At 62.5% G+C, this 22,908-nt stretch carries 18 protein-coding genes; 17 read left to right on the top strand and 1 reads right to left on the bottom strand.

Annotated features, from left to right (window positions below; genetic code table 11):
- The first annotated feature begins 1 nt into the window (after nucleotide 1).
- The 6 genes from EAY64_RS14305 (at nucleotide 2) to EAY64_RS14280 (ending at nucleotide 7,380) form a co-directional block, all read left to right on the top strand.
- The gene (locus tag EAY64_RS14305) at nucleotides 2–295 is read left to right on the top strand and encodes a sarcosine oxidase subunit delta (protein WP_103525425.1); all 294 of its coding nucleotides are present in this window, start codon (nucleotides 2–4) and stop codon (nucleotides 293–295) included.
- On the top strand, nucleotides 292–3,309 hold the full coding sequence (locus EAY64_RS14300; protein WP_103525424.1) for a sarcosine oxidase subunit alpha family protein: 3,018 nt from the start codon (nucleotides 292–294) through the stop codon (nucleotides 3,307–3,309). The genes EAY64_RS14305 and EAY64_RS14300 overlap by 4 nt, the downstream gene beginning before the upstream one ends.
- Nucleotides 3,310–3,328: 19 nt before the next feature.
- Nucleotides 3,329–3,985, top strand: coding sequence for a sarcosine oxidase subunit gamma (locus tag EAY64_RS14295; RefSeq protein WP_158604706.1), 657 nt, complete (start codon nucleotides 3,329–3,331; stop codon nucleotides 3,983–3,985).
- Nucleotides 3,986–4,040: 55 nt separating this feature from the next.
- Nucleotides 4,041–5,330, top strand: coding sequence for an MFS transporter (locus tag EAY64_RS14290; RefSeq protein WP_103525422.1), 1,290 nt, complete (start codon nucleotides 4,041–4,043; stop codon nucleotides 5,328–5,330).
- A gap of 39 nt (nucleotides 5,331–5,369) precedes the next feature.
- Nucleotides 5,370–6,341, top strand: coding sequence for a dipeptidase (locus tag EAY64_RS14285; protein ID WP_103525421.1), 972 nt, complete (start codon nucleotides 5,370–5,372; stop codon nucleotides 6,339–6,341).
- A 193-nt stretch (nucleotides 6,342–6,534) separates the two neighbouring features.
- Nucleotides 6,535–7,380, top strand: coding sequence for a glycine betaine ABC transporter substrate-binding protein (locus EAY64_RS14280; protein WP_226034187.1), 846 nt, complete (start codon nucleotides 6,535–6,537; stop codon nucleotides 7,378–7,380).
- A gap of 35 nt (nucleotides 7,381–7,415) precedes the next feature.
- Here EAY64_RS14280 and EAY64_RS14275 read toward each other — a convergent pair whose 3' ends face one another.
- On the bottom strand, nucleotides 7,416–8,342 hold the full coding sequence (locus tag EAY64_RS14275; RefSeq protein WP_103525420.1) for an alpha/beta hydrolase: 927 nt from the start codon (nucleotides 8,340–8,342) through the stop codon (nucleotides 7,416–7,418).
- A 318-nt stretch (nucleotides 8,343–8,660) separates the two neighbouring features.
- Between EAY64_RS14275 and EAY64_RS14270 the strand changes: the two genes are divergently transcribed.
- The 11 genes from EAY64_RS14270 to EAY64_RS14220 all read left to right on the top strand — a co-directional run bounded on the left by EAY64_RS14270 (nucleotide 8,661) and on the right by EAY64_RS14220 (nucleotide 22,708).
- A complete protein-coding gene (locus tag EAY64_RS14270; protein ID WP_103525419.1) occupies nucleotides 8,661–9,194 on the top strand; it encodes a DUF5943 domain-containing protein in 534 nt (177 codons plus the stop codon).
- A 15-nt stretch (nucleotides 9,195–9,209) separates the two neighbouring features.
- Nucleotides 9,210–11,270, top strand: coding sequence for an NADH:flavin oxidoreductase (locus tag EAY64_RS14265; RefSeq protein ID WP_103525418.1), 2,061 nt, complete (start codon nucleotides 9,210–9,212; stop codon nucleotides 11,268–11,270).
- Nucleotide 11,271: 1 nt separating this feature from the next.
- On the top strand, nucleotides 11,272–13,161 hold the full coding sequence (locus EAY64_RS14260; RefSeq protein ID WP_103525417.1) for a DUF3483 domain-containing protein: 1,890 nt from the start codon (nucleotides 11,272–11,274) through the stop codon (nucleotides 13,159–13,161).
- A gap of 61 nt (nucleotides 13,162–13,222) precedes the next feature.
- A complete protein-coding gene (locus tag EAY64_RS14255) occupies nucleotides 13,223–14,329 on the top strand; it encodes an FAD-binding protein (RefSeq protein ID WP_103525416.1) in 1,107 nt (368 codons plus the stop codon).
- On the top strand, nucleotides 14,326–15,072 hold the full coding sequence (locus tag EAY64_RS14250; RefSeq protein WP_103525415.1) for an electron transfer flavoprotein subunit beta: 747 nt from the start codon (nucleotides 14,326–14,328) through the stop codon (nucleotides 15,070–15,072). Before EAY64_RS14255 ends, EAY64_RS14250 begins: the two co-directional genes overlap by 4 nt.
- An 81-nt stretch (nucleotides 15,073–15,153) precedes the next feature.
- Nucleotides 15,154–16,419 (top strand): aromatic ring-hydroxylating oxygenase subunit alpha, encoded by a 1,266-nt coding sequence (locus EAY64_RS14245; protein WP_103525432.1) that lies wholly within the window; start codon nucleotides 15,154–15,156, stop codon nucleotides 16,417–16,419.
- Between the two features lie 149 nt (nucleotides 16,420–16,568).
- Entirely contained in the window at nucleotides 16,569–17,684 is a 1,116-nt protein-coding gene (locus EAY64_RS14240) for an FAD-binding oxidoreductase (RefSeq protein WP_103525414.1), read from the top strand.
- A gap of 765 nt (nucleotides 17,685–18,449) precedes the next feature.
- A complete protein-coding gene (locus tag EAY64_RS14235) occupies nucleotides 18,450–19,499 on the top strand; it encodes a quaternary amine ABC transporter ATP-binding protein (RefSeq protein WP_103525413.1) in 1,050 nt (349 codons plus the stop codon).
- Between the two features lie 81 nt (nucleotides 19,500–19,580).
- A complete protein-coding gene (locus tag EAY64_RS14230) occupies nucleotides 19,581–20,447 on the top strand; it encodes an ABC transporter permease (RefSeq protein ID WP_226034188.1) in 867 nt (288 codons plus the stop codon).
- An 89-nt stretch (nucleotides 20,448–20,536) separates the two neighbouring features.
- On the top strand, nucleotides 20,537–21,523 hold the full coding sequence (locus EAY64_RS14225; protein ID WP_059287098.1) for a GlxA family transcriptional regulator: 987 nt from the start codon (nucleotides 20,537–20,539) through the stop codon (nucleotides 21,521–21,523).
- 156 nt (nucleotides 21,524–21,679) lie between these two features.
- Nucleotides 21,680–22,708, top strand: a complete 1,029-nt coding sequence (locus EAY64_RS14220) for a choline ABC transporter substrate-binding protein (RefSeq protein ID WP_226034189.1) — start codon at nucleotides 21,680–21,682, stop codon at nucleotides 22,706–22,708.
- The last annotated feature ends 200 nt before the right edge of the window (nucleotides 22,709–22,908 follow it).

Below are 22,908 nucleotides of genomic sequence, written 5' to 3'. Positions count from 1 at the left end.
TATGTTGGTGATTACCTGCCCGTACTGCCAAGAGGCGCGGGAAGAAGAAGAATTCAGCTATGCCGGCGAAGCCTATATTGCCCGGCCAGCGGTGCCGGAAGAGGCCGACGACGCCACCTGGGGCGACTATGTGTTCCACCGCAAGAATCCGCGTGGCTGGCACTGGGAGCAATGGCAGCACGTGGCTGGCTGTCGCAAGGTGTTCGCGGTCAAGCGCCATACCGTCACTTATGAAATTGCCGGTTCCTGGACACTGGCCGACGGCAAGGCACTGTATCTGAAGGAGCAAGCATGAGCGGCTACCGCATCCATCGCCCGGGCGAGCGCATCAATCGCCAGAAACCGGTCAGCTTCCAGTTTGACAATGTGCAGTACAAGGCCTTCTCCGGCGACACCCTGGCCTCGGCCCTGCTGGCCAACGGCGTGCGCCTGATTGGCCGCAGCTTCAAGTATGGCCGGCCGCGCGGCATTGTCGGCTTTGGTGCCGAAGAGCCCAATGCGCTGATCCAGCTGGAAACCGGCGCCCATACCGTGCCCGACCTCAAGGCCACGCAAGTGGAGCTGTACCAGGGCCTGCTGGCCGGCAGCACCACCGGCTATCCCTCGCTGGACTTCGACCTCAAGGGCTTGCTGGGCAAGTTTGGCCGCTTCATGCCGCCCGGCTTCTATTACAAGACCTTCATGGAGCCGGTGAAAGCCTGGCCCGTTTACGAAAAATACATCCGCAAGGCGGCGGGTTACGGCCATGCCCCGGTCTTGCCCGATCCGGAAAGCTACGACCACCTGCACCATCATATTGATGTGCTGGTGGTGGGCGGCGGCGCTGCCGGCCTGTGGGCGGCCACGCTGGCTGGCCGTGCCGGCCTGAAAACCCTGCTGGTGGACGAACAGGCCGAAATGGGCGGCTGGCTGCTGACCGAACGCCGCAGCCGTATTGACGGCCTGTCCGGCATGGACTGGGTGAGCCAACGTCTGGCCGAACTGGCCAGCCTGCCGAATGTCAGCGTGTTGCCGCGTACCACTGCTTTTGCCTTGCATGACCTCAACCTGGTGCAGGCGGTGGAACTGCTACAAGACCACCTGCCGCTGACCGAGCGCAATGCCGCGCTGCCACGCCAGCGTCTGCACAAGATCCGCGCCCATCAGGTGATTCTGGCCAGCGGTGCCATCGAACGCCCGCTGGTGTTTGGCTATAACGACGTGCCCGGCGTGATGACTGCCGCTGCCGGTCACAGCTATCTCAACCGTTACGGCGTAGCCGTGGGCCGCGAAGTGCTGGTGCAAACCCAGAACGATGCCGCCTATGAAGCCGCGCTGGACCTGGCGCAGTGCGGGGTCAAGGTGATGCTGGCCGATGCCCGGCAGGGCGGGGCGGCGGCATGGCGGCAACAGGCGTTGAAGAGTGCTGGTGTCGAGCTGCTGCTGGGCCATGGCATTGCCAAGGTGCTGGGCGACAAGAGCGTCAGCGGCGCGCAGCTGGTGAAGCTGGATGGCCGCAACAATCAGGTGGTCGGCTCCGGTCCGCGCCTGAGTGTGGATACCGTGCTGTCCTCCGGCGGCCTCACCTCTACTGTCCACCTGTTCTGCCACAACGGTGGCCGCCCAGTGTGGAATCAGCAGCAGCTGTCCTTTGTCTGCCCGGATGAAGGCCGCGACAATATCGCCTGCGTCGGTGCCATCACCGGCCGCTGGGAGCTGTCCGAGGCGCTGGGCCAGACCCACGCCGCCGTGGCAGCCCTGTTGCTGGGCCACGGCCGTGGCAGCAGCGGCAATGCGCCCAGCGTTGCCAGCGAAGAAGTGGCCGCGCCGCGCGCCATCTTCCGCCTGCCGGATGGCAAGCCGGAAGGCCATGGTGCCAAGGCCTTTGTCGATTACCAGAATGATGTGGCGGCGGCGGACATCCACACCGCCATTCGCGAAAACTACCGCTCAATCGAACACGTCAAGCGCTATACCGCGCTGGGCTTTGGTACGGACCAGGGCAAGCTGTCCAATATCAATGGCTTTGCCATTGCCGCCGAAGCACTGGGCAAACCCATTGCCGAGGTGGGCACCACCACCTACCGCCCGTCCTACACCCCGGTCACCTTCGGGGCTCTGGCCGGGCCGCATGTGGGCGAAACCTTCGATGTGCGCCGCTACACCGCCATGCATGCCAGCCATGATGCGCGCAAGGCCGAGTACGAAGTGGTGGGCCAGTGGCTGCGCCCCTGGTACTTCCCCAAGCCGGGCGAGGACCTGCATGCCGCAGTGAACCGCGAATGCCTGGCCACCCGTAACAGCGTGGGTGTGATGGATGCCTCCACCCTGGGCAAGATCGACGTCAAGGGCCCGGATGCGCGGGAATTCCTCAACCGCATCTACAGCAATGCCTGGAGCAAGCTCGACCCCGGCAAATGCCGCTACGGCCTGATGCTGGACGAAAACGGCATGGTGATGGACGACGGCGTGACCGCCTGCCTGGCAGACGACCACTTCCACATGACCACCACCACCGGTGGTGCAGCACGGGTTTACAGCTGGCTGGAACGCTGGCACCAGACCGAATGGCCGGAGCTGAAAGTGCGTTTTACCACCACCACCGACCACTGGGCCACCGTGGCCGTGGTGGGGCCGGACAGCCGCCAGGTGCTGCAAAAGCTGTGTACCGACATCGACTTCGACAAGGACGCCTTCAAGTTCATGGATGGCCGCAGCGGCACCGTGGCCGGGCTGCCGGCACGGGTGTTCCGCATCAGCTTCTCCGGTGAGCTGGCTTACGAAATCAACGTGGATGCCAACTACGGCCGCTATATGTGGGAAGAAGTGATGAAGGCGGGTGCCGCGTTCAACATCACCCCCTACGGCACGGAAACCATGCACGTGCTGCGCGCCGAGAAGGGCTTCATCATCGTTGGTCAGGATACCGACGGCTCGATGAGCCCGAACGATCTGGCCATGAGCTGGGCGGTGGGCATGAAGAAACCGTTCAGCTTCCTCGGCAAGCGGTCGCTGCTGCGCTCGCACACCGCAGGTGATGGCCGCAAACAGCTGGTGGGCCTGCTGCCGCTGGACCCTAAAGTAGTGCTGGCCGAAGGCGCGCAGATTCTCAGCAATACCGATGACACGGTGCCGGCCGCCATGCAGGGCCATGTTACCTCCAGTTATCACAGTGCCTTCCTTGGCCGCTCCATTGCCATGGCCGTGCTGAAGGATGGCAGTAAGCGTGAGGGCGACACGGTGTTCGTCTGGGCGCATGGCAAGAGTGTGCCAGCGCAGGTGGTGTCGTCAGTGTTCGTGGACAAGGAAGGGGTGCGTCAACATGCCTAAGCAAGGTTTCCAACCATTCATGGAGTCGCCGCTCCATCACTTCAAGCTGGATGCCGAGGCGCAAGCGCGCCGTGCCGATGGCCGCATCTGGTGTAACGAACTGCCGCACCTGGGCTATGCCGTGCTGCGTGGCGACACTGCCGAGGCCGGTTTTGCCCAGCTGGTGCAGCAAGTTACCGGGCTGGCCCTGCCGCTGCAGGCTGGCGCAGTCAGCCAGGGCCCGCAAGGAGTGCTGATGTGGACCTCGCCGGACGAATGGCTGCTGGTGAGTCACCGCCAGCGCTTGGCCGACTGGACTGCGCAGCTGGATGGCGGTTTTGCCGCGCAGCAGCTGTTTGCCCAGACGGTGGATTCCAGTGGCGGCCTGACCCTGGCCTGGCTGGGCGGCACCGAGCACATCACCGTGCTGCGCCATCTGGGGGTGTACGACTTCGAATCCATCCCGCTGGGCCATATGGTGAGCACCGTACTGGGCAAGGCCACCGTGCAGGTGATCCGCCTGGATGGCGACGGCGTGTTCGTGCTGTTCCGCCGCAGCTTTGCCGACTATGTGTGGCGCCTGCTGCGCCGCGCCGCCCAGCCCTACGGCTTTGCCGTGTGCCAGCTGGAAGCGCGTGGTGACCACCCGCTGTTTGCCCAGCTGGCGGCACCCAGGCCCAGTCTGATTCTGGCTTGAAACCCTGCTGGCCACTGCCTGCGGGCAGGGCCAGCTTGTCCGGTCTGGAGGGAGCATGCCTGATCGCGCCGAGCAGCAAGTGTTATTCAAGGTGATTCTGGCCGCCTCGGTCGGCAATTTCGTCGAGTGGTTCGACTTTGCCGTCTATGGTTTCCTGGCTACGGTGATTGCCCAGCATTTTTTCCCGGGCAGCAGCGCCGACATCAGCCTGCTGAAAACCTTTGCCGTATTTGCCGTGGCCTTTGCCTTCCGTCCGCTGGGCGGGGTGGTGTTCGGCATGCTGGGTGACCGCATCGGCCGCAAGCGCACGCTGGCCATCACCATCCTGCTGATGGCCGGTGCCACCACCTTGATCGGCCTGCTGCCGGACTACGCCAGCATCGGCCTGGCCGCGCCACTGCTGCTGACGCTGGCGCGCTGCGTGCAGGGCTTTTCCGCCGGTGGCGAGTATGCCGGAGCCTGCGCCTATGTGATGGAGCATGCGCCCAGTCATCATCGTGCACGCTATGGCAGCTTTTTGCCGGTTTCCACTTTTTCGGCTTTTGCCTGTGCGGCGGTGCTGGTATACGCACTTAACCAGTGGCTGAGTCCGCAGGCGCTGGCCGAATGGGGCTGGCGGCTACCTTTCCTGATTGCCGCGCCGCTGGGGCTGGTGGGCTGGTATCTGCGTAACCGTCTGGCGGAAACCCCGGCCTTCCAGGCACTGGAGCAGCGCCAGCAGACGGAACACGCACCGCTGCGCCAGGCTTTTTCCAGCCATGGCCGACCCATTGTCTGGCTGTCGGCCTTTATCTCGGTGACGGCGCTGTCGTTTTATACCTTCACCACTTATCTGAGTACTTATTTGCAGCAGGTGGCCGGCATGAGCCGTGGCAATGCCCTGCTGGTGTCGGTGCTGTCCCTGCTGTTTGCTGCCTTGTTGTGTCCGCTGGCCGGGCGCTACTCGGACCGGGTAGGGCGGCGGCGCAGCATGGCCACGGTGTGTGGGCTGATTGTGCTGCTTATCTTTCCCTCCTTCTGGCTGGCACAAAGCGGTCAGCTGTGGCTGGTGGTGCTGGGCGGCATGTTGCAGGCACTGCCCGCGGTGTTGTCCGGTGTGGTGACTGCCCCCTTGCTGTCGGAAAGCTTTCCCACCCGCATCCGCTATACCGCCGGGGCCATCAGCTACAACCTGGCCTACACCGTGTTTGGTGGCACTGCACCGCTGATGGCCACCTGGCTGATTGATGTATCCGGCAGCCATCTGGCACCCGCCGTTTATCTGATGCTGGTGGCCCTGCTTGCGCTGGCTGGCGGCCTGCGCCTGCCGGAAACCGTTCATGTGCGGCTGGCCGAGGTGTCCTGAGCCGCTTGTTGTTCCACTTTTTTGTTCGGGAGTATCTGTATGACGACGCTACATCAGGACGCGCTGGTGATTGACGGGCTGATCATTGCCAAATGGAGCCGCGAGGTGTTCGACGACATGCGCCGTGGCGGCCTGTCGGCGGCCAACTGTACCGTGTCGGTATGGGAGGGCTTTCAGGATACGGTAGGCAATATCGCCGAGATGAAAAAGCAGATTCGCGATTACAGCGACATTCTCACCCTGGTGCGTACCACGGAAGACGTGCGCCGCGCCAAGGCCGAGGGCAAGACCGGCATCATCCTGGGTTTCCAGAACGCCCACGCTTTCGAAGACAACCTGGGCTATATCGAAGCCTTTGCCGACATGGGCGTGCGCGTGGTGCAGCTGTGCTACAACACGCAAAACCTGGTGGGTACCGGCTGCTACGAGCGTGATGGCGGCCTGTCCGGCTTTGGCCGTGAAGTGATTGCCGAGATGAACCGGGTGGGCATCATGGTCGACCTGTCGCATGTGGGCGGCAACACCTCGCGCGAGGCCATTCTGGAATCGAAAAAACCGGTGTGCTACTCGCACTGCCTGCCCTCTGGCCTGAAAGAACACCCGCGCAACAAGAGCGATGAAGAACTGCGCTTCATCGCCGACCACGGTGGCTTCATCGGCGTCACCATGTTCCCGCCCTTCCTCAAGCGTGGCATCGAGGCCACGGTGGACGACTATGTCGAAGCCATGGACTACATCATCAATCTGGTGGGTGAAGACTGCGTGGGCTATGGCACCGACTTTACCCAGGGCTACGACAAGGGCTTCTTCGACTGGATCACCCACGACAAGGGCCGTCATCGCCGCCTGACCAATTTTGGCACCATTCTCAATCCGGAAGGCATCCGCACCATTGGTGAAACGCCCAATCTGACCGCTGCCATGGAAAAGGCCGGCTGGTCGGAAGGCAAGATCCGCAAGGTGCTGGGTGAAAACTGGCTGCGGGTATTTGCAGATGTCTGGGGGCGTTAGAGCTTGAGCGGGGTCGCAAGGCCCCGCTTTTTTTCGCCTGCAGGCCTTCCCTTCCCGCCAGGCATCAACAAGTCATCACAAGAACCCTGGGCCGCAAGTGCACCGGGCATGCAGTCGCAACAACAGGCGCCCGCCATGCGGTAGTCCTGTGCAGTTCATCCTTGATTCATCCTTTCTATCTGTGGAGAACGCAATGCTGAAACGACATTTTCTTGCCCTGCTGCTGGCCGGTCTGGCGCTGCCATTCTGTAGCCAGGCGGCTGACAAACCCACCATCAAGATCGGCTATGTGGAAGGCTGGTCGGACAGTGTGGCCACCACCAATGTGGCCGCCAACATCATCCGTAACAAGCTGGGTTACCCGGTGGAAATCGTGCCGGTGGCCGCCGGCATCATGTGGCAGGGGGTGGCACGGGGTGATCTGGATGCCACCTTGTCCGCCTGGCTGCCCACCACGCACGAGGCCTATTACACCCAGTTCAAGGACAAGGTGGTGGATGTGGCGGTCAACTACCCGGGGGCCAAGATCGGCCTGATCGTGCCGGATTATGTCGCTGCGCATTCCATTGCCGATCTCAATGCCAACAAGGCAGCATTTCAGGGCCGTATTGTCGGTATTGATGCCGGTGCCGGCGTGATGAAGAAAACCGAAGAAGCCATCAAGAAATACCAGCTGGACTACACCCTTCTGCCCAGCTCCGGTACTGGCATGGCGGCCGAACTGGCCCGCTCCATCAACAGCAAGAAATCCATCGCCGTTACCGGCTGGATTCCGCACTGGATGTTTGCCAAATGGAAGCTGCGCTTCCTGGATGACCCGCAGAAAGTCTATGGCGATGCCGAGCATGTCGACAGCGTGATTCACCCCGGCCTTGCTACCAAGGCACCGGAAGTGGTGGCCTTCCTGAAGAAATTCCGCTGGAAGCCGGAAGAAATCGGCAAGGTGATGCTGGATGTGGAAAACGGTGCCAAGCCGGCCGCCGCAGCCGATGGCTGGGTCAAGGCCAATCCGGCCAAGGTCAGTGAGTGGACGCATTGACACTGTGTTGATGGCGGGCAGCCGGCCGCTGCCGGCTAGCCGCTGTCGAAATTGGTCAGCAACTGGCTGCCTGGCCGCGCATGGTATTCATCGGCCTGACCGTGTGCTGCCAGTGGCGGTGGCTGGGATAGCGCGGCGCGCTGTTCCAGCCAGTTGGCCAGCAAGGGCCAGATTTCGGTTTTGGCATTCTTGGACAGCAAGAGCCGGTCGTGGCTGTAGTCTTCCAGAAAACCATGGGCGAGGTCGCACAGCACAAAGCGCTGATCCTGGCTGGCAAAGCTAGCCAGCAACTGCCGGCAACCATCCCCCGGCGAGATGAAGCGATCCGCCCCGCCGGCCAGGGCCAGTACCGGCAGGGTTTGCTGGCCTAGTGCGGCCAGGTAGTCGAAGCCATCCGCGCTGTGTATTTTTCCCCGTAGATTCCAGCGGCACCACTGCCGCAGCAACAGGCTGCTTTCCGCCTCGCTGGCCACCGTGGCCCAGCGCGGCGAAATCTGCTGCCGCAAGGGCAGCAGCATGGACATCAGCCGTATCTGCCATTGCGGCCACCATGGCCGGTCGGTGCTGCTGGCCTGTGCCGCCAGCAATAGCAGCCCGGCCAGCCGCTTGCAGTCTGCTCCCTGACGCGCCAGCCACAGGCTGGCGATCAGCCCGCCACCGGAATGCCCTAGCCAGAATGGCCGCTGCGCGCCGCATTCTTCCTCTACTGCCCGCAGGATGGCGACCACGTCTTGTCCGGCAATGGTTTCAAAATTGTAGGGATGGCGTGGCATGGCGCTGCTGCCATGGCCGCGCCAGTCAAACAGCCAGCACTGCCAGCCGCGTGCCGCCAGATGGCGGGCCAGCGGGGTACAGCTGCGCTGATTGGAAAAAGTGCCGTGCGACAGGATAAGAGGCGGGGCGTCACGGTCGCCTATCCTGCTGATGAACAAGCGGGTGCCATCGTCGGTAATGGTATGCATGGGCTGGACCAGATTAAAGAGGAGCTAAGGAGCCGGCCAGGCCGGGCTGGTTCATGACCGTTGAATATGCACGGATTGATAGCCAGCTTGGACTGGCAGAATTTGCAGGATCAGGACCCGCCTGAATGGTAGCCCCGTCACCGGGGAGGGCTGCTTCATTGTCTTCAGGCCAGGCTTACGGTCGCGGCTTGTCCGGGAACGACCAGCTGGTCGGTATGGGGCAAATACCTGTCGTGCCCGCTGCACCGCCGGTGCGGGGCCTGCTGCACCATGCTGGGCAATGGCGGACAAATCGCCCATCTTGCTCAGGAGAGTGGCATGCAACCTCAACTTCCCATCGACGTCGATGCCGAAACCGGCGTCTGGACTACCAACGGCCTGCCCATGCTGTATGTGCCGCGCCATTTCTTCATCAACAACCATCTGGCCATCGAGGCCGCGCTGGGCCGCCGCGTGTATGCCGATTCGCTGTACGAGGCCGGCTACCGCTCTGCCCATTTCTGGTGTGGCAGTGAAGCGCAAACCCATGGCCTGAAGGGCAAGGCGGTGTTCGAGCACTATCTGTCGCGCCTGTCGCAGCGCGGCTGGGGCCAGTTCAGCTTCATCGAGGCGGACGAAGTGACCGGAAATGCCAGCATCCGCCTGGACAACTCCTGTTTCGTACTGGCCCAGGGCGTGGCCGGTGCGCCGCAGAGCGAACACATGGCCTGCTATTTGTTTGCCGGCTGGTTTGCCGGTGCCATGGACTGGGTGGGTGAAAACCTGGGCCATGACTACCGCACGGTCAGCCGCGAAAGCCAGTGTGCCGGCCTGGGTGCCGATTACTGCATCTTTACCGTTCACCCCTTGTAAGCCGGGAGTCGCCCCATGCGCTATCCGCACCTGTTTGCGCCCATTACCCTGAATAAACTGACGCTGCGCAACCGCGTGGTGAGCACCGCGCATGCCGAGGTGTATGCCGAGCCGGGCGGTCTGCCCGGCGACCGTTACATCCGCTATTACGAAGAAAAGGCCAAGGGTGGCCTGGGCCTGGCCATTTGTGGCGGTTCCAGCCCGGTGTCCATCGACAGCCCGCAAAGCTGGTGGAAGTCGGTGAACCTGGCCACCGATGCCGTTATCGAGCCGCTGGCACGACTGAGCGAGGCCATGCACCGCCACGGTGCCAAGATCATGATCCAGGCCACCCACATGGGCCGCCGCTCCAGCTATTACGGCGAGCACTGGCCGCACCTGGTCAGTCCGTCCGGCATTCGCGAACCGGTGCATCGTGGCAATGCCAAGACCATCGAGACGCATGAAATCCGCCGCATCATTGCCGACTTTGCCCAGGCTGCGCGCCGGGTGAAGGCCGCCGGCATGGACGGCATCGAGATTTCCGCCGCCCACCAGCATCTGATCGACCAGTTCTGGAGCCCGCGCACCAACTTCCGCAGCGACGAATGGGGTGGCAGCTTTGAAAACCGCCTGCGCTTTGGCGTGGAAGTGCTCAATGTGGTACGGGCCGAAGTGGGCCCGGATTTCTGCGTTGGCCTGCGCATGTGTGGTGATGAGTTTCACGAAGACGGCCTCAGCCACGACATGCTGAAAGACATTGCGGCGGCCATGTCGGAAACCGGGCTGATCGACTACCTGTCGGTAGTGGGTTCCGGGGCCGATACCCACAACACCCTGGCCAATTGCATGCCGCCGATGGCATTGCCGCCCGAGCCCTTTGTGCATCTGGCCGCCGGCATCAAATCCGTGTCCAAGGTGCCGGTGATGCACGCACAAAGCATTCGCGACCCGGTACAGGCCGAGCGCATTCTGGCCAGCGGCATGGTGGACATGGTGGGCATGACCCGCGCCCATATGGCTGACCCGCATCTGGTGATCAAGATCCGCGATGGCAAGGAAGACCAGATCCGCCAGTGCGTGGGTGCCAACTACTGCATTGACCGCCAGTATCACGGTCAGGACGTGCTGTGCATCCAGAATGCCGCCACCAGTCGCGAAGCTACCATGCCGCACGACATTGCCAAGGCGGACAAGCTGCGCAAGGTGGTGGTGGTGGGCGCTGGCCCGGCCGGGCTGGAAGCCGCCCGCGTGGCACGCGAACGTGGTCACGAGGTGGTGCTGTTCGAGAAGCTGCCGCAGGTAGGCGGGCAGATCGTATTGGCCGCCAAGGCTCCGCAGCGCGAACAGATGGCCGGCATCGTGCGCTGGCTGGACATGGAAACCCAGCGTCTGGGGGTGGATCGCCGTCTGGGCGTGGCCGCCGACAAGGCAATGATTCTGGCGGAAAAACCAGACATCGTGGTGCTGGCCACTGGTGGTATTCCCTATACCAGCCAGGTGCCGGACTGGGGCGTGGACGAAGGCGTGGCAGTCAGCAGCTGGGACATCCTGTCCGGCAAGGTGGAGCCGGGCAAGAACGTGCTGGTGTATGACGCAGTCAGCACCCAGGCCGGTTTCGGCGTGGCCGACTTCCTGTCCAGCCGTGGCAGCACGGTGGAAATCGTCACCCCGGATGTGAAGGTGGGCGACGACACCGGCGGCACCACTTTCCCCATTTTCTACCGTCGCCTGTACGCACAAGGCATCATCCCCACCCCGAATTTCTGGCTGGACAAGGTGTATGCCGAGGGCGACAAGAAAATCGCCGTGCTGCGCAACGAATACACCGAAGCACTGGAAGAACGGGCGGTGGATCAGGTGGTGATCGAAAACGGCATCCTGCCCAATGACAGCCTGTACTGGGACATGAAGGAACTGTCGAAAAACCAGGGCCAGACTGATGTCCACACCCTGTTTGCCGCGCAGCCGCAGCCTTCCTTGTCGCAGCCCTTGGCTTCTGGCGAATTCCTGCTGTTCCGCGTGGGTGACTGCATTTCCATGCACAACATCCACGGTGCCATCTACGACGCCCTGCGTCTGGTGAAGGATTTCTGACATGAGCTTCTCCCTTGCCCATGCCCTGACCGGACTGTTCTGGCTGGGTGCGCTCCTGCTACTGGGTGGCCTGGCCAGACGCGCCAGCCTGTGGCAGCAGGGGCGCAGCGCCAGTGTGTCCTGGCTTGGCCTCTTGGCCATGCCCAAGCGCTATTTTGTCGATATCCACCACGTGGTGGCACGCGAGCCCGCCGTGGCCCGCGCCCACGTGGCGGCTGCCGGTGGCGGCGTGGCCATCCTGCTGCTGTCGGCGCTCAACTACGGCCTGATGCTGTATCAGGGCTGGCTGGATGTGCTGCTGGTGCTGATGGCGGCGCTGATGCTGCTGGGGGCGCGCATGATGCAGGCGCGCCGTCTGCAAGCACCGCCACGGCTGTCGCAGGGCCGCTGGCAAGTATTGCCGGCCCGCCTGCGCCTGTTTGCACTGGGCAGCTTGCTGGCCGCCGGCCTGCTGTTTGCCGGCCCGCAGCTGGGCATGGCCGGGCAGCTGATTGCCGTGGTGGCGCTGCTGATGCTGGCACTGGGCGGTGCCGAACTGGCGCTGGGTATTGGCCTGGGCTGGCCGATGAAACATGCGGTGGCCGGCCTGCTGCATCTGGCTTTCCATCCGCGTGCCGAGCGCTTTGCCGCTAAATCCTCCGACCTCAAACCGCTGAATCTGGCCGCTGGCGAGCTGGGCGTGGCCAAGGTGGAGGATTTTGCCTGGAACCGCCTGCTGTCTTTCGATGCCTGCGTGCAATGCGGCAAGTGCGAAGCCGCCTGTCCGGCCTATGCCGCCGGTCAGCCGCTCAACCCGAAAAAGCTGATTCAGGACATGGTGGCGGCGCAAAGCCGTGGCACCGACCCGGCCTATGCCGGCAACCCGCATCCGGGCCGCGAGGCTGCGGTGATGGTGCAGCCGGGCGAGGATATCGTCGGCAGCGTGCTGGCGGCAGAAACGCTGTGGTCCTGCACCACCTGCCGCGCTTGCGTGGAAAACTGCCCGATGCTGATCGAGCACGTGGACACCGTGGTCAACCTGCGCCGCCATGTCACGCTCAGCCGTGGCGAAGTGCCGGGCAAGGGCAGCGAAGCGCTGGCCAATCTGCGCAATACCGACACCGTGGGCGGCTACCCGCTGGCGGTGCGTTACCACTGGGCGATTGATCTGGACCTGCCGCTGTTGCAGCCGGGTGAGCAGACCGAATGGCTGCTGCTGGCTGGTGAAGGCGCGTTCGACATGCGTTACCAGCGTGCACTGCGCGCGCTGGTGAAAGTGCTGAAGGCGGCTGGCGTGAAGGTGGCGGTGCTGGGCGCAGCCGAGCGCGACTGCGGCGACGTGGCGCGCCGCCTGGGCGACGAAGCCGGTTTCCAGCGGCTGGCCCAGGCCAATATTGCCACGCTGGCGCAATACCGCTTTGCCCGCATCGTCACGCCGGACCCGCACGTCTTCCATTGCCTGGCCAATGAATACCCGGCGCTGGGCGGCCAGTTCGAGGTATGGCACCACAGCAAGCTGCTGGAACATCTGCTGGCGCGCCGTGCCATTCCGCTGAAGGCCGATGCCACGCCCTTGCCGCCGCTCACTTTCCACGATCCCTGCTATCTGGGCCGTTACAACGACGGCTACCATGCACCGCGCAATGTGCTGAAGGGCATTGGCATCAAGGTGGTGGAGATGCCGCGTTCCGGCCGTGATGCCCGCTGCTGCGGCTGGGGTGGTGGGGCGGCCTTTACCGACATCCCCGGTCAGCGCCGTATTCCCGACATGCGCATGGATGACATCCGCGAAACCGGTACCGGCCGGGTGGCGGTGGCCTGCCCCAATTGCACGGCCATGCTGGAAGGCGTGGTGGGTGAGCGGGCAGACGTGATCGAACTGGCCGAACTGGTGGCCGAGCGCCTGGCCTGAGGCGAGCCGGGGCAGAAGCACAGACTTTGCCCCGTCCGCTGCTGCTTACAAGGAGAAAGTGATGGATTTTTCTACCCAGGCCATTCCGCGCATCGACCCGCGTCGCCCGTGGGTGCTGGGGCCCAGCGGCCTCAAGCGCATTGTGCTGGGCGATGACAGTGGCAGCCGCGATGCCGCCCTGCTGGCTCATGGCCCGGCCCACAAGCCGCTGCGCAGTAGCGGGCCGTTCAGCCAGCGCCTGCTGGTGGTGGCCCATGCCGAGCGCGGCCAGCTGGACGATGCGGCCCGCGAGGCGATTGCCGCTGCCGCCATTCTGGCGGGCAAGGACGGCGAAGTGCTGGCCTTGCTGTACGGCATGCAAGACGCTGCGCCGGAAGCACTGGCCGAGCTGGCGGTGGACCGCGCCCTGACGGTGGCCGACCCCGGTTATGCGCCGGAACAGAAACTGGCCTTGCTGCAACAACTCTTGCAGCAGGAAAGCCCGCATACCGTGCTGTTTGCCGACCGTGGCGAGGATGCCGACCTGGGCCGGCGTCTGGCCTGCCGCACCCGGCTGTCGGTGGTGACTGATGTGGTGGAAATCGCCGCCGATGGCGTGCGCCGTCGCCAGCCCGGAGCCGGTTTCAGCCTGCGCGAACGTGCACAGCTGCTGTTGCTGGCGCGTGGTGTGGCCGAAGCCAAGCTACCGTTTGTCGGCAAGGGCGAGCGGCTGCAAACCACGGCCTTGTCAGCCATCAGCGAACAGGTACAGGACCTGGGCAGTGCCGCCAGTCCGGCCTCCGAGCTGGCACTGGAAGAGGCCGACCTGATTGTGTCTGCGGGTAATGGCGTCAGCAATGTGCCAGGCTTTCTCGCGCTGGCCGAAGCGCTGGGCGCTGCCGTGGGGGCGTCCCGCGTGGCGGTGGACGATGGCCGCTTTAGCCGCGACAAGCAGGTGGGGGCCACCGGCAAGACAGTGCAGGCCAGTGCCTATATCGCGCTGGGCATTTCCGGTGCGGTACAGCACCTGCAGGGCATCAAGTCCTGCCGCCATGTGATTGCGGTGAACCTGGATGCGGCGGCCCCCATGATCAAGCGTGCCGACCTCAGCATCATCGACGACTGCCAGTCCTTCATCAGCGCATTCGAGGCGCTGGTGCGGCGCGAACGTAAGGAGAAGCAGCAATGAAAATAGCCGTACTCGTCGCCCCCGCCGTCCATCCGGTCAGTGGCCGGCCCTGTGCCGGCGAGGCCGATCTGGCCGCACTGGCACTGGCGCAGCGCCTGTCGTCCCAGGTGGATGTCTGGTATGCCGGAGCCGCCGACGATGCCGCGCTGGCCGATTACCTGGCCCGTGGTGCGGACAATATCCACAGCCTGAGCCTGAGCCCGGGCAGTGATGTGCTCGCCGCGCTGTGCTCGGTCTTGCAGGGTGTCGACATGGTGTTGTGTGGCGCTCGTGCCGGTGGCGGCGATGGCTCCGGCCTTCTGCCCTATCAACTGGCCGAACAGCTGGGCCGAGCCTTGTTGCCGGATGTACTCGACTTGTCGAAATCCGACCAGCAATGGCAGGCGCTACAGGCGCTGCCCAAGGGCGTGCGGCGCACACTGGCGGCCAAGCTGCCGCTGGTGGCCAGTGTCCATGCCCGTGCGGCCAGTGCTGTCGGCTGGAGTTATGCCCGGTTGCAACAGGGCAAGATCCAGCGCAAAGCCGCCACTGGCGCGGCCTTGCCCCAGGTGGTGCTGGAGCCGGCCCGCCGCGCGCGGGCGCTGGTGGCTGCCAGTAAGGTCAGCGGCCATGCCCGCATGCAGGGTGCCATTGCCGGGGGCGAAGGCAAGTCGGCCGGGATAGTCGTAAAACAGGGTGATTCTGTCGAGAAAGCGCAAGTTGTGCTGGATTACCTCAGGCAACATCAGCTCGTCGATTTCTGACAACAACCCCGCAGCATCCGACCAGCACCCCACCCACCGGCTCGCAGGATGCAAACCAAGACTTGTTTGGAGATGAGTGAAATGCAACAGAGCGCCATTACCTTCCAGCCGGTGCACAAACTGCGCGAGCTGGTCGCCCGCCGCCAGCCGGGCCATAGCCTGGAAGCGCCGTTTTACAATTCGCAGGAGGTGTTCGAGGCCGACCTCAAATACATCTTCCAGCGTCACTGGATTTATGTGGCGGTCGCGGCGGAAATCCCCGAACCGGGCGACTATGTCACCGTGGAAATCGGCAAGGAACCCATCCTGATCCTGCGTGACGACGACATGCAGATCAAAGCCTTCCACAATGTCTGCCGTCATCGTGGCTCGCGCCTGTGTGCCGATGAAAAAGGCTCGGTGGGCAACCTGGTCTGTCCTTATCACCAGTGGACCTACAACCTGGCCGGCAAGCTGATTTTTGCCGACCACATGCCGGAAGGCTTCGACCTGACGCACCACAGCCTGAAGCCGGTGCATCTGAAAAACCTGCAAGGTTTGCTGTTTGTCTGTCTGGCCGACGAGCCGCCGGCCGACATCGACCAGATGCTGGAGCAGATGGGTCCCTATATTGCCCCGCACCAGATCGAAAACACCAAGGTAGCTGCCCAGATCGACATCATCGAGGCCGGCAACTGGAAGCTGACGATGGAGAACAACCGCGAGTGCTACCACTGCACCGGCAACCATCCCGAGCTGACCATCTCGCTGTATGCCTACAGCTACGGCTTTGCCCCCAAGGCCGAACTGGCGGCTGGCCTGGCCAATTACGAAAACATCGTCAAGGACAGCCATGCGCGCTGGGAGGCCTGTGGCCTGCCGTCGGCGGAAATCGAAAAGCTGTCCGATGTGTCCGGCTTCCGCACCATGCGCATGCCGCTGGACCGCAAGGGCCAGTCGCAAACCATGGACACCGGCGCAGCCTGCAAGAAGCTGTTGGGCGACATCAAGGATGCCGACTCCGGCGGCCTGTCCTTCTGGACGCAGCCCAACTCCTGGCACCATTTCATGGCCGACCACATCGTCACCTTCACCGTGCTGCCGCTGAGCCCGGACACCACATTGGTGCGTACCAAGTGGCTGGTGCACAAGGACGCGGTGGAAGGCGTGGATTACGACGTGGCCAACCTCACCCGCGTGTGGAACGCCACCAACGGCCAGGACCGCCATCTGGTGGAAGAGTCGCAAGTGGGTGTCAACAGCAGTGCCTACCGTCCCGGCCCTTACTCGCCCTATACCGAAGAACTGGTGGAAAAATTTACCAGCTGGTATATCGGCCGTATGGAAGCCGGCCTGGAGCAGGGATAAGCCTGCATCGTGCGCTCTGCTGCTGCAGAACCCGGGCGCAGCAGGCCGTGAACCTTTATTGAGGCAGTACGCGGCAGGCCAGTTTGGCCTGCCGTATTCACCACAGCAACAGCCCCCAAAGGGCGATCTGCCCGTGTCGAGGACCAACCATGACCAGCGCAAGCATACCCAGCAGCCCGGACTATCACCCGCAGCCGGCCGATCTGCCGCTGTGGGATCCTGCCGAAGACAGCACGCTGCAGTGCGTGCAGGTGCGGGAAGAAACGCACGATGTCAAAACCTTTGTTTTCCGCGCCGATCCGCCGCGCCGCTTTCATTACCAGCCCGGCCAGTTCATCACGCTGGAGCTGGAAATAAACGGCGAAAACATCAACCGCTGCTACACCCTGTCGTCCTCTCCCACCCGGCCGGACCGGGTCAGCATTACTGTCAAGCGCATTCCTGGTGGCGTGGTGTCGGGCTGGCTGCATGACAGCCTGCGGCCCGGCATGCAGCTGAGTGTGCTGGGACCGTCCGGTGAATTCACCTATGTGCGCCATGCCAGCACGCCCTATCTGTTCTTGTCTGCCGGTAGCGGCATCACCCCGCTGATGTCGATGAGCCGCGCGCTGACCGATCTGGCCAGCGGCGCAGATATCGTGTTCGTACACAGCGCCCGTTCTCCGCGTGACATCATTTTCCGCAAGGAGCTGGCCCAGCTAGCGAGCAGCCATCCCACTTTCAGCCAGGCCATTGTCTGTGAAAACCGCCAGGGCGAACCGGAATGGCCGGGTTTTACCGGCCGACTGGATGCCGCCCGTCTGCTGCACATGGTGCCGGATCTGATGGCGCGCCAGGTGTTCTGCTGCGGCCCGGCACCCTATATGGCTTCGGTGCGACAAATGCTGCAGGACTGTGGCTTTGACATGCAGCACTACCACGAGGAAAGCTTCAATTTTGCCGAGCTGGCCGCCGCCGCGCCGGACACCGTAGTAGACGAAATCTCCGCCAGCTGCGAGGGCGGTGGCTTTAATGTGCACTTTGCCAAGATGGGGGATGACTTGTCAGTCGCCCCTGGGCAAACGGTATTGGCTGCCGCGCTGGCCAAGGGCATGCGCCTGCCGGCTTCCTGCACCCGTGGCGTATGCGGCACCTGCAAGACCAAATTGCTGGAAGGCAAGGTGGACATGCAGCACGAAGGCGGCATTCGCCAGCGCGAGGTGGACCAGGGCTTCTTCCTGCCATGTTGCAGCAAGCCCTTGACCGACCTGATCGTGGATCGTTGATTTCCCCTGGGCCTGCTTCCCCGGCAGGTTCGCCGTGTGGCTCCCTTGATGCCTGTCTGTCATTCCGATAGCAGGCATTTTTCTTGCTAATCACCTTTTAGCTGATCTGCTCGCCCATGTGGAGTGTTTGCTGCATTGCGTCAGTGAAAATCACTGGCGGACGAATGGCGGGAACAGCAATGTTGCTGTTTTTTTACGACAGCTATCAGCGCTACTTGATGTCCATCTGTGGGTGACTAAGGGCCTGATTTTGCTAGCGGGGATAAAGAATTGTCATTTTTCGACCTCATGTCGTTTCAAGACAGCTTGATGTCGGAATGCGGTTATTTTGAATACCACTAACTCCCTAAGGTGGGCCTTGATTTACATTAAATATTCTTCGAAATCGTCTGCTGCGCAAAGGATGCCTGGCTGGCTGGTGCCAGGCCTCTGCTCGCCGCGTTTCGCCCGCTCGCGGCAGCAGCTGTCGCACGGGTGACGGCCATGGGGAATAGACGACAGGCCGGAGTCGCCGGACACAGTGCGCAATAAGGGTGCTGCGGCGTATACCGGTCTGCCAGGCCAGCCTGGCACGCATGTATGAAATGGCCCGGAGCAAGGCACGACGTATCCGGGTAGACCACAGTACTGGCCGGCAGCAGCGCTGCCGTGCCGGACACGATGGATGACTTCCTGTTGCACAAGATTCCAGTACCCCGGACAGCGGTGAATGGAGCAGGCAGCAGGACAGGGCCAGCGTGCGATCGCTACGAAGGAGAAGAGACAATGCAGTCGGCCAAGATAGTGGTGAAGAACCTCTACAAGGTATTCGGAGGGAAGTCCGCGGACGTCATGCGCATGCTGAAGTCCGGCGAGCACAAGGATGATATTTTCAAGAAAACCGGCAGCGTCGTGGGGGTCAACGACGTGTCGTTTGCGGTGGAAGAGGGCGAGATCTTCGTGCTGATGGGCCTGTCCGGCTCCGGCAAATCCACCCTGATCCGCCTGATCAACCGCCTGATGGATCCCACCGATGGCCAGATCATCCTGGACGGTCAGGACATCACCAAGCTCACACCCAAACAGATGGTGGAGCTGCGTCGGCGCGACATGAGCATGGTGTTCCAGAGCTTTGCGCTGATGCCGCATCGCTCGGTACTGGATAACGCCGCTTTCGGACTGGAGATCTCCGGAGTAGACCGCAAAACCCGTGAAGCGCGTGGTATGGAGGTGCTGGAGCAGGTTGGCCTGGCACCGTTTGCCCACAAATACCCGCACGAACTGTCCGGTGGCATGCAGCAGCGGGTGGGCCTGGTACGCGCGCTGGCGGTCAACCCCTCGCTGATGCTGATGGACGAGGCCTTCTCGGCGCTGGACCCGCTCAAGCGGGCAGAAATGCAGGACATCCTGCTCGACCTGCAGCGCGAACAGCGCCGCACCATTTTCTTTGTGTCGCACGATCTGGAAGAGGCCCTGCGTATCGGCACTCGCATCGCCATCATGGAAGGCGGGCGGCTGGTGCAGGTGGGTACACCGCAGCAAATCATCGAAAACCCGGCCGACGACTACGTGCGCAACTTCTTCAAGAGCGTGGATACCTCGCGCTATCTGCAAGCCAAGGACCTGATCGAAGTGGCCAATCCGCCGCACTCCGGCCGGCCCGGTCTGCATGTGCCGCCGTCCTGCAGCCTGCCCGATGTCTTGCAGCAGCTGCTGGGGCAGAGCGAACCCTTGCAGGTACGCGACGACCAGGGCCAGTGCCTGGGGCTGATCACGCCCAGCAGCGTGCTGAGCAAGATTTCCCAGCACCGCCTGCAAAGCACGGCCACCCACTGAACAGGACAACAGGCAGAGCGTGCCATCTCCGTGCCACCAAGCCGGGATGGTGTGTGAGCCGCAGCGAAGGAGTACGCCGTCATGGCTGATATCAGCACGCAAGACATGTTGCCGATTGGCGACTGGGTCAACAAGGTCATTCATTTCATGCTGGACCACAACGCCGGGGCTTTCGACGCCATCGGCAACACCATCGACTGGTTTGCCACCATGGTGGAATTCCTGTTGCTGGGCATTCCACCAGTGGTGATGGGGGCGATTTTCGCCGGAGTCGGTTTCTGGCGGCTGGGCTGGAAGTTCGCCCTGTTCGTCTGTGCTGCGCTGGGGCTGATCTGGGCCACCGGCTTCTGGGGTCAGACCATCGCCACGCTGGCACTGACCTTGTCCGCCACCTGTGTCAGCCTGCTGCTGGGGGTGCCGGTGGGTATCTGGTGTGCGCGCAACAAGCTGGTGGGCATGCTGGTGCGCCCGGTACTGGACTTCATGCAGACCATGCCGGCCTTCGTCTACCTGATTCCGGCCGCCATGTTCTTTGGCCTGGGCCGGGTGCCCGGCATTCTGGCTACGGTGGTGTTTGCCGTACCGCCGGCCGTGCGCCTGACCAGCCTGGGCATCCGCATGGTGAACAAGGAGCAGGTGGAAGCCGGCCATGCCTTTGGCTGTACCTCCTGGCAGCTGTTGTTCAAGGTGCAGCTGCCCATCGCGCTGCCGTCCATCATGGCCGGGGTCAACCAGACCATCATGATGGCGCTGTCGATGGTGATCATCGCCTCCATGGTGGGGGCGGGTGGCCTGGGCAACGACGTACTGGCCAGTATCCAGCGACTGGATGTGGGCTTAGGTTTTGAAAGTGGTCTGGCGGTGGTGCTGCTCGCCATCATTCTGGACCGCATTACCGAGAGTTTCGGCCATACACCCACCACGCGGGCGGCCGAGCAGGGCAGCTAGCGGCGGGTGAGTACCCGGCCGCGCGGCGTGTCCGCTGCGGCCACCTTCATACAAAAACAGATCAACACACATCACATGCCGAGGTCACCATGGGTCCGCAACAAATCGCATCGTTGTCGCATATTGGTTTCCTCTTGCTCGACAGGTTTTCCATGATCGCCTTCTCCAATGCCGTGGAGCCGCTGCGCATGGCCAATTATCTGTCACGCAAGAAGTTGTATCGCTGGAGCCTGCTGTCGGCCGATGGCCAGCCGGTCGCCGCCAGCAATGGTCTGGAACTCTCCCCCATCACCGCGCCCGAAGCCCCGCAGCAATACGATATGCTGATTGTCTGTGGCGGTTGGCAGGTGCGCGAAGCGGTGGACGACAAAACCATTTCCGTCATCCGCCGTTTTGCGGCGCAGGGCGTGCCGCTGGGCGCCATCTGTACCGGCACCTTCGCCCTGGCCAAGGCCGGGGTGCTCAATGGCTACCGCTGTGCCATCCACTGGGAAAACCTGCTGTCCATCAGCGAGGAATTCCCCAAAACCAAGTTCACTTCCGATCTGTTCGTGCTGGATCGCGACCGCTTTACCTGTAGTGGCGGCACTGCGCCGCTGGATTTCATGTGTCATCTGATCCGCCACAAGGGTGGCAAGAGCCTGGCGGCGGACGTGTCCGAGCAGTTCATCGTCGACCGTCTGCGCGACAATGGCGACCGCCAGCACATTCCGCTGCTGGCGCGTATCGGCACCGGCCATGAAACACTGGTGGATGCCGCGCTATCGATGGAAAGCAATATCGAAAACCCGCGTTCGCTGGAGAATCTGGCCGACGAACTGGGCGTGTCGCTGCGTCACCTGGAGCGACTGTTCAAGCGTTATCTCAACACCACGCCGGCGCAGTATTACCTGGATTTGCGCCTGCGCCGTGCGCGCGAGCTGTTGCTGCAAACCAATATGAGCGTGATGGAAGTCACCGTGGCCTGTGGTTTCCTGTCGTCCTCGCACTTTTCCAAATCCTATCGCGGCCTGTTTGGCTACCCGCCCAGCCGCGAGCGCCAGCAATATCTGGTGGATTCCGCCGTCATCGCCTGAGCCGCCGGACGGCAAAACCGGCAGCCTGTGCGCGCAGCCAGCTCTGTTACTCCTTGCAGGGCTGGCTTTTTTTCTGCGGCGCATTGATGCAAGTGGCGGTCGTGCTGGCGCAAGTCCCGCCGCGCCTGCGTGGCACTCTTGGCTGGTGTCGGCTCCATGCCCAAGCTGCGTGGCCGCATGTCCATGCTGTATGCCGAGGCAATCCTGTCGCTGGGTTCATCAAAATACTTATACGGGAGTGGTGTAATGAAGATTCGTAACATGATGCTGGGCACGGCCCTGCTGACCATCGCGGGCAGTGCACTGGCCAATGATCCGGCGCAATGCCGCAATGTCCGTTTTGCCGATGTCGGCTGGACCGATATCGCCGCCACCACCGGCATGGCCAGCGTGGTGCTGGAAGGCCTGGGTTACAAGCCCACCACCACCATCGCCTCGGTGCCGATTACCTTTTCCGGTATCAAGAGCAAGCAGATCGATGTGTTCCTGGGCTACTGGAACCCGTCGATGACCCCGGTGATCGAGCCCTTCGTCAAGGCCGGCCAGATCAAGGTACTGGACACCCCCAACCTGGTGGGTGCCAAGTACACGCTGGCAGTGCCCGACTACGTGGCCGCTGGTGGCCTGAAGGATTTCAAGGACATTGCCAAGTTCAAGGACAAGCTGGATGGCAAGATTTACGGCATCGAACCGGGTAACGACGGCAATCTGTTGATTGACGGCATGATCAAGAAAAACCAGTTCAACCTGGCGGGATTCAAGATGGTGGAATCCAGCGAGGCCGGCATGCTGGCCGAAGTGGAGCGCTCCATCCGCCAGAAAAAGTGGGTAGTGTTCCTGGGCTGGGAACCGCATCCGATGAACGTGAAATACAAGATGGCCTACCTGACCGGCGGCGACGATGTGTTTGGCCCCAATCTGGGTGAAGCCAAGGTGTTTACCGCCATCAGCCCGGATTACGAAACCCGCTGTCCGAATGTGGGCAAGCTGCTGCATAACCTGCACTTCACCACCACCATCGAAAACCGCGTGATGGGCCCGATCATGGACAAGGTCAAGCCGGAAACCGCCGCGCGTGATTACCTGAAAAAGAATCCGGACATCCTGAAAACCTGGCTGGCCGGTGTCACCACGCTGGATGGCAAGCCTGGCCTGGCTGCGGTGAACAAGGCGCTGGGACACTGATTTTATCGGTAGATGAGCTCGTGCAAGGCCCCGGCTTCGGTCGGGGCTTTTTGCTGGGGAGGCTGGTGTGCAGCCTATGGTGGCTCCGACCTGTGTTCTTATCATCCGCGTGAGCGGATGTTTGTCCTTTGTGCATCAAGAAAACCATCGAAAAGCAAAGACAAAACCAACTTCGCGGGTCTCGCCCCGCCGGCGAGGTA

Source organism: Aquitalea palustris, from assembly GCF_003693445.1.
In the GTDB taxonomy this organism is placed as follows: Bacteria; Pseudomonadota; Gammaproteobacteria; order Burkholderiales; family Chromobacteriaceae; genus Aquitalea; species Aquitalea palustris.
Note: the sequence above shows the minus strand (reverse complement) of the source record. Positions and strands in the feature narration are given on the sequence as shown.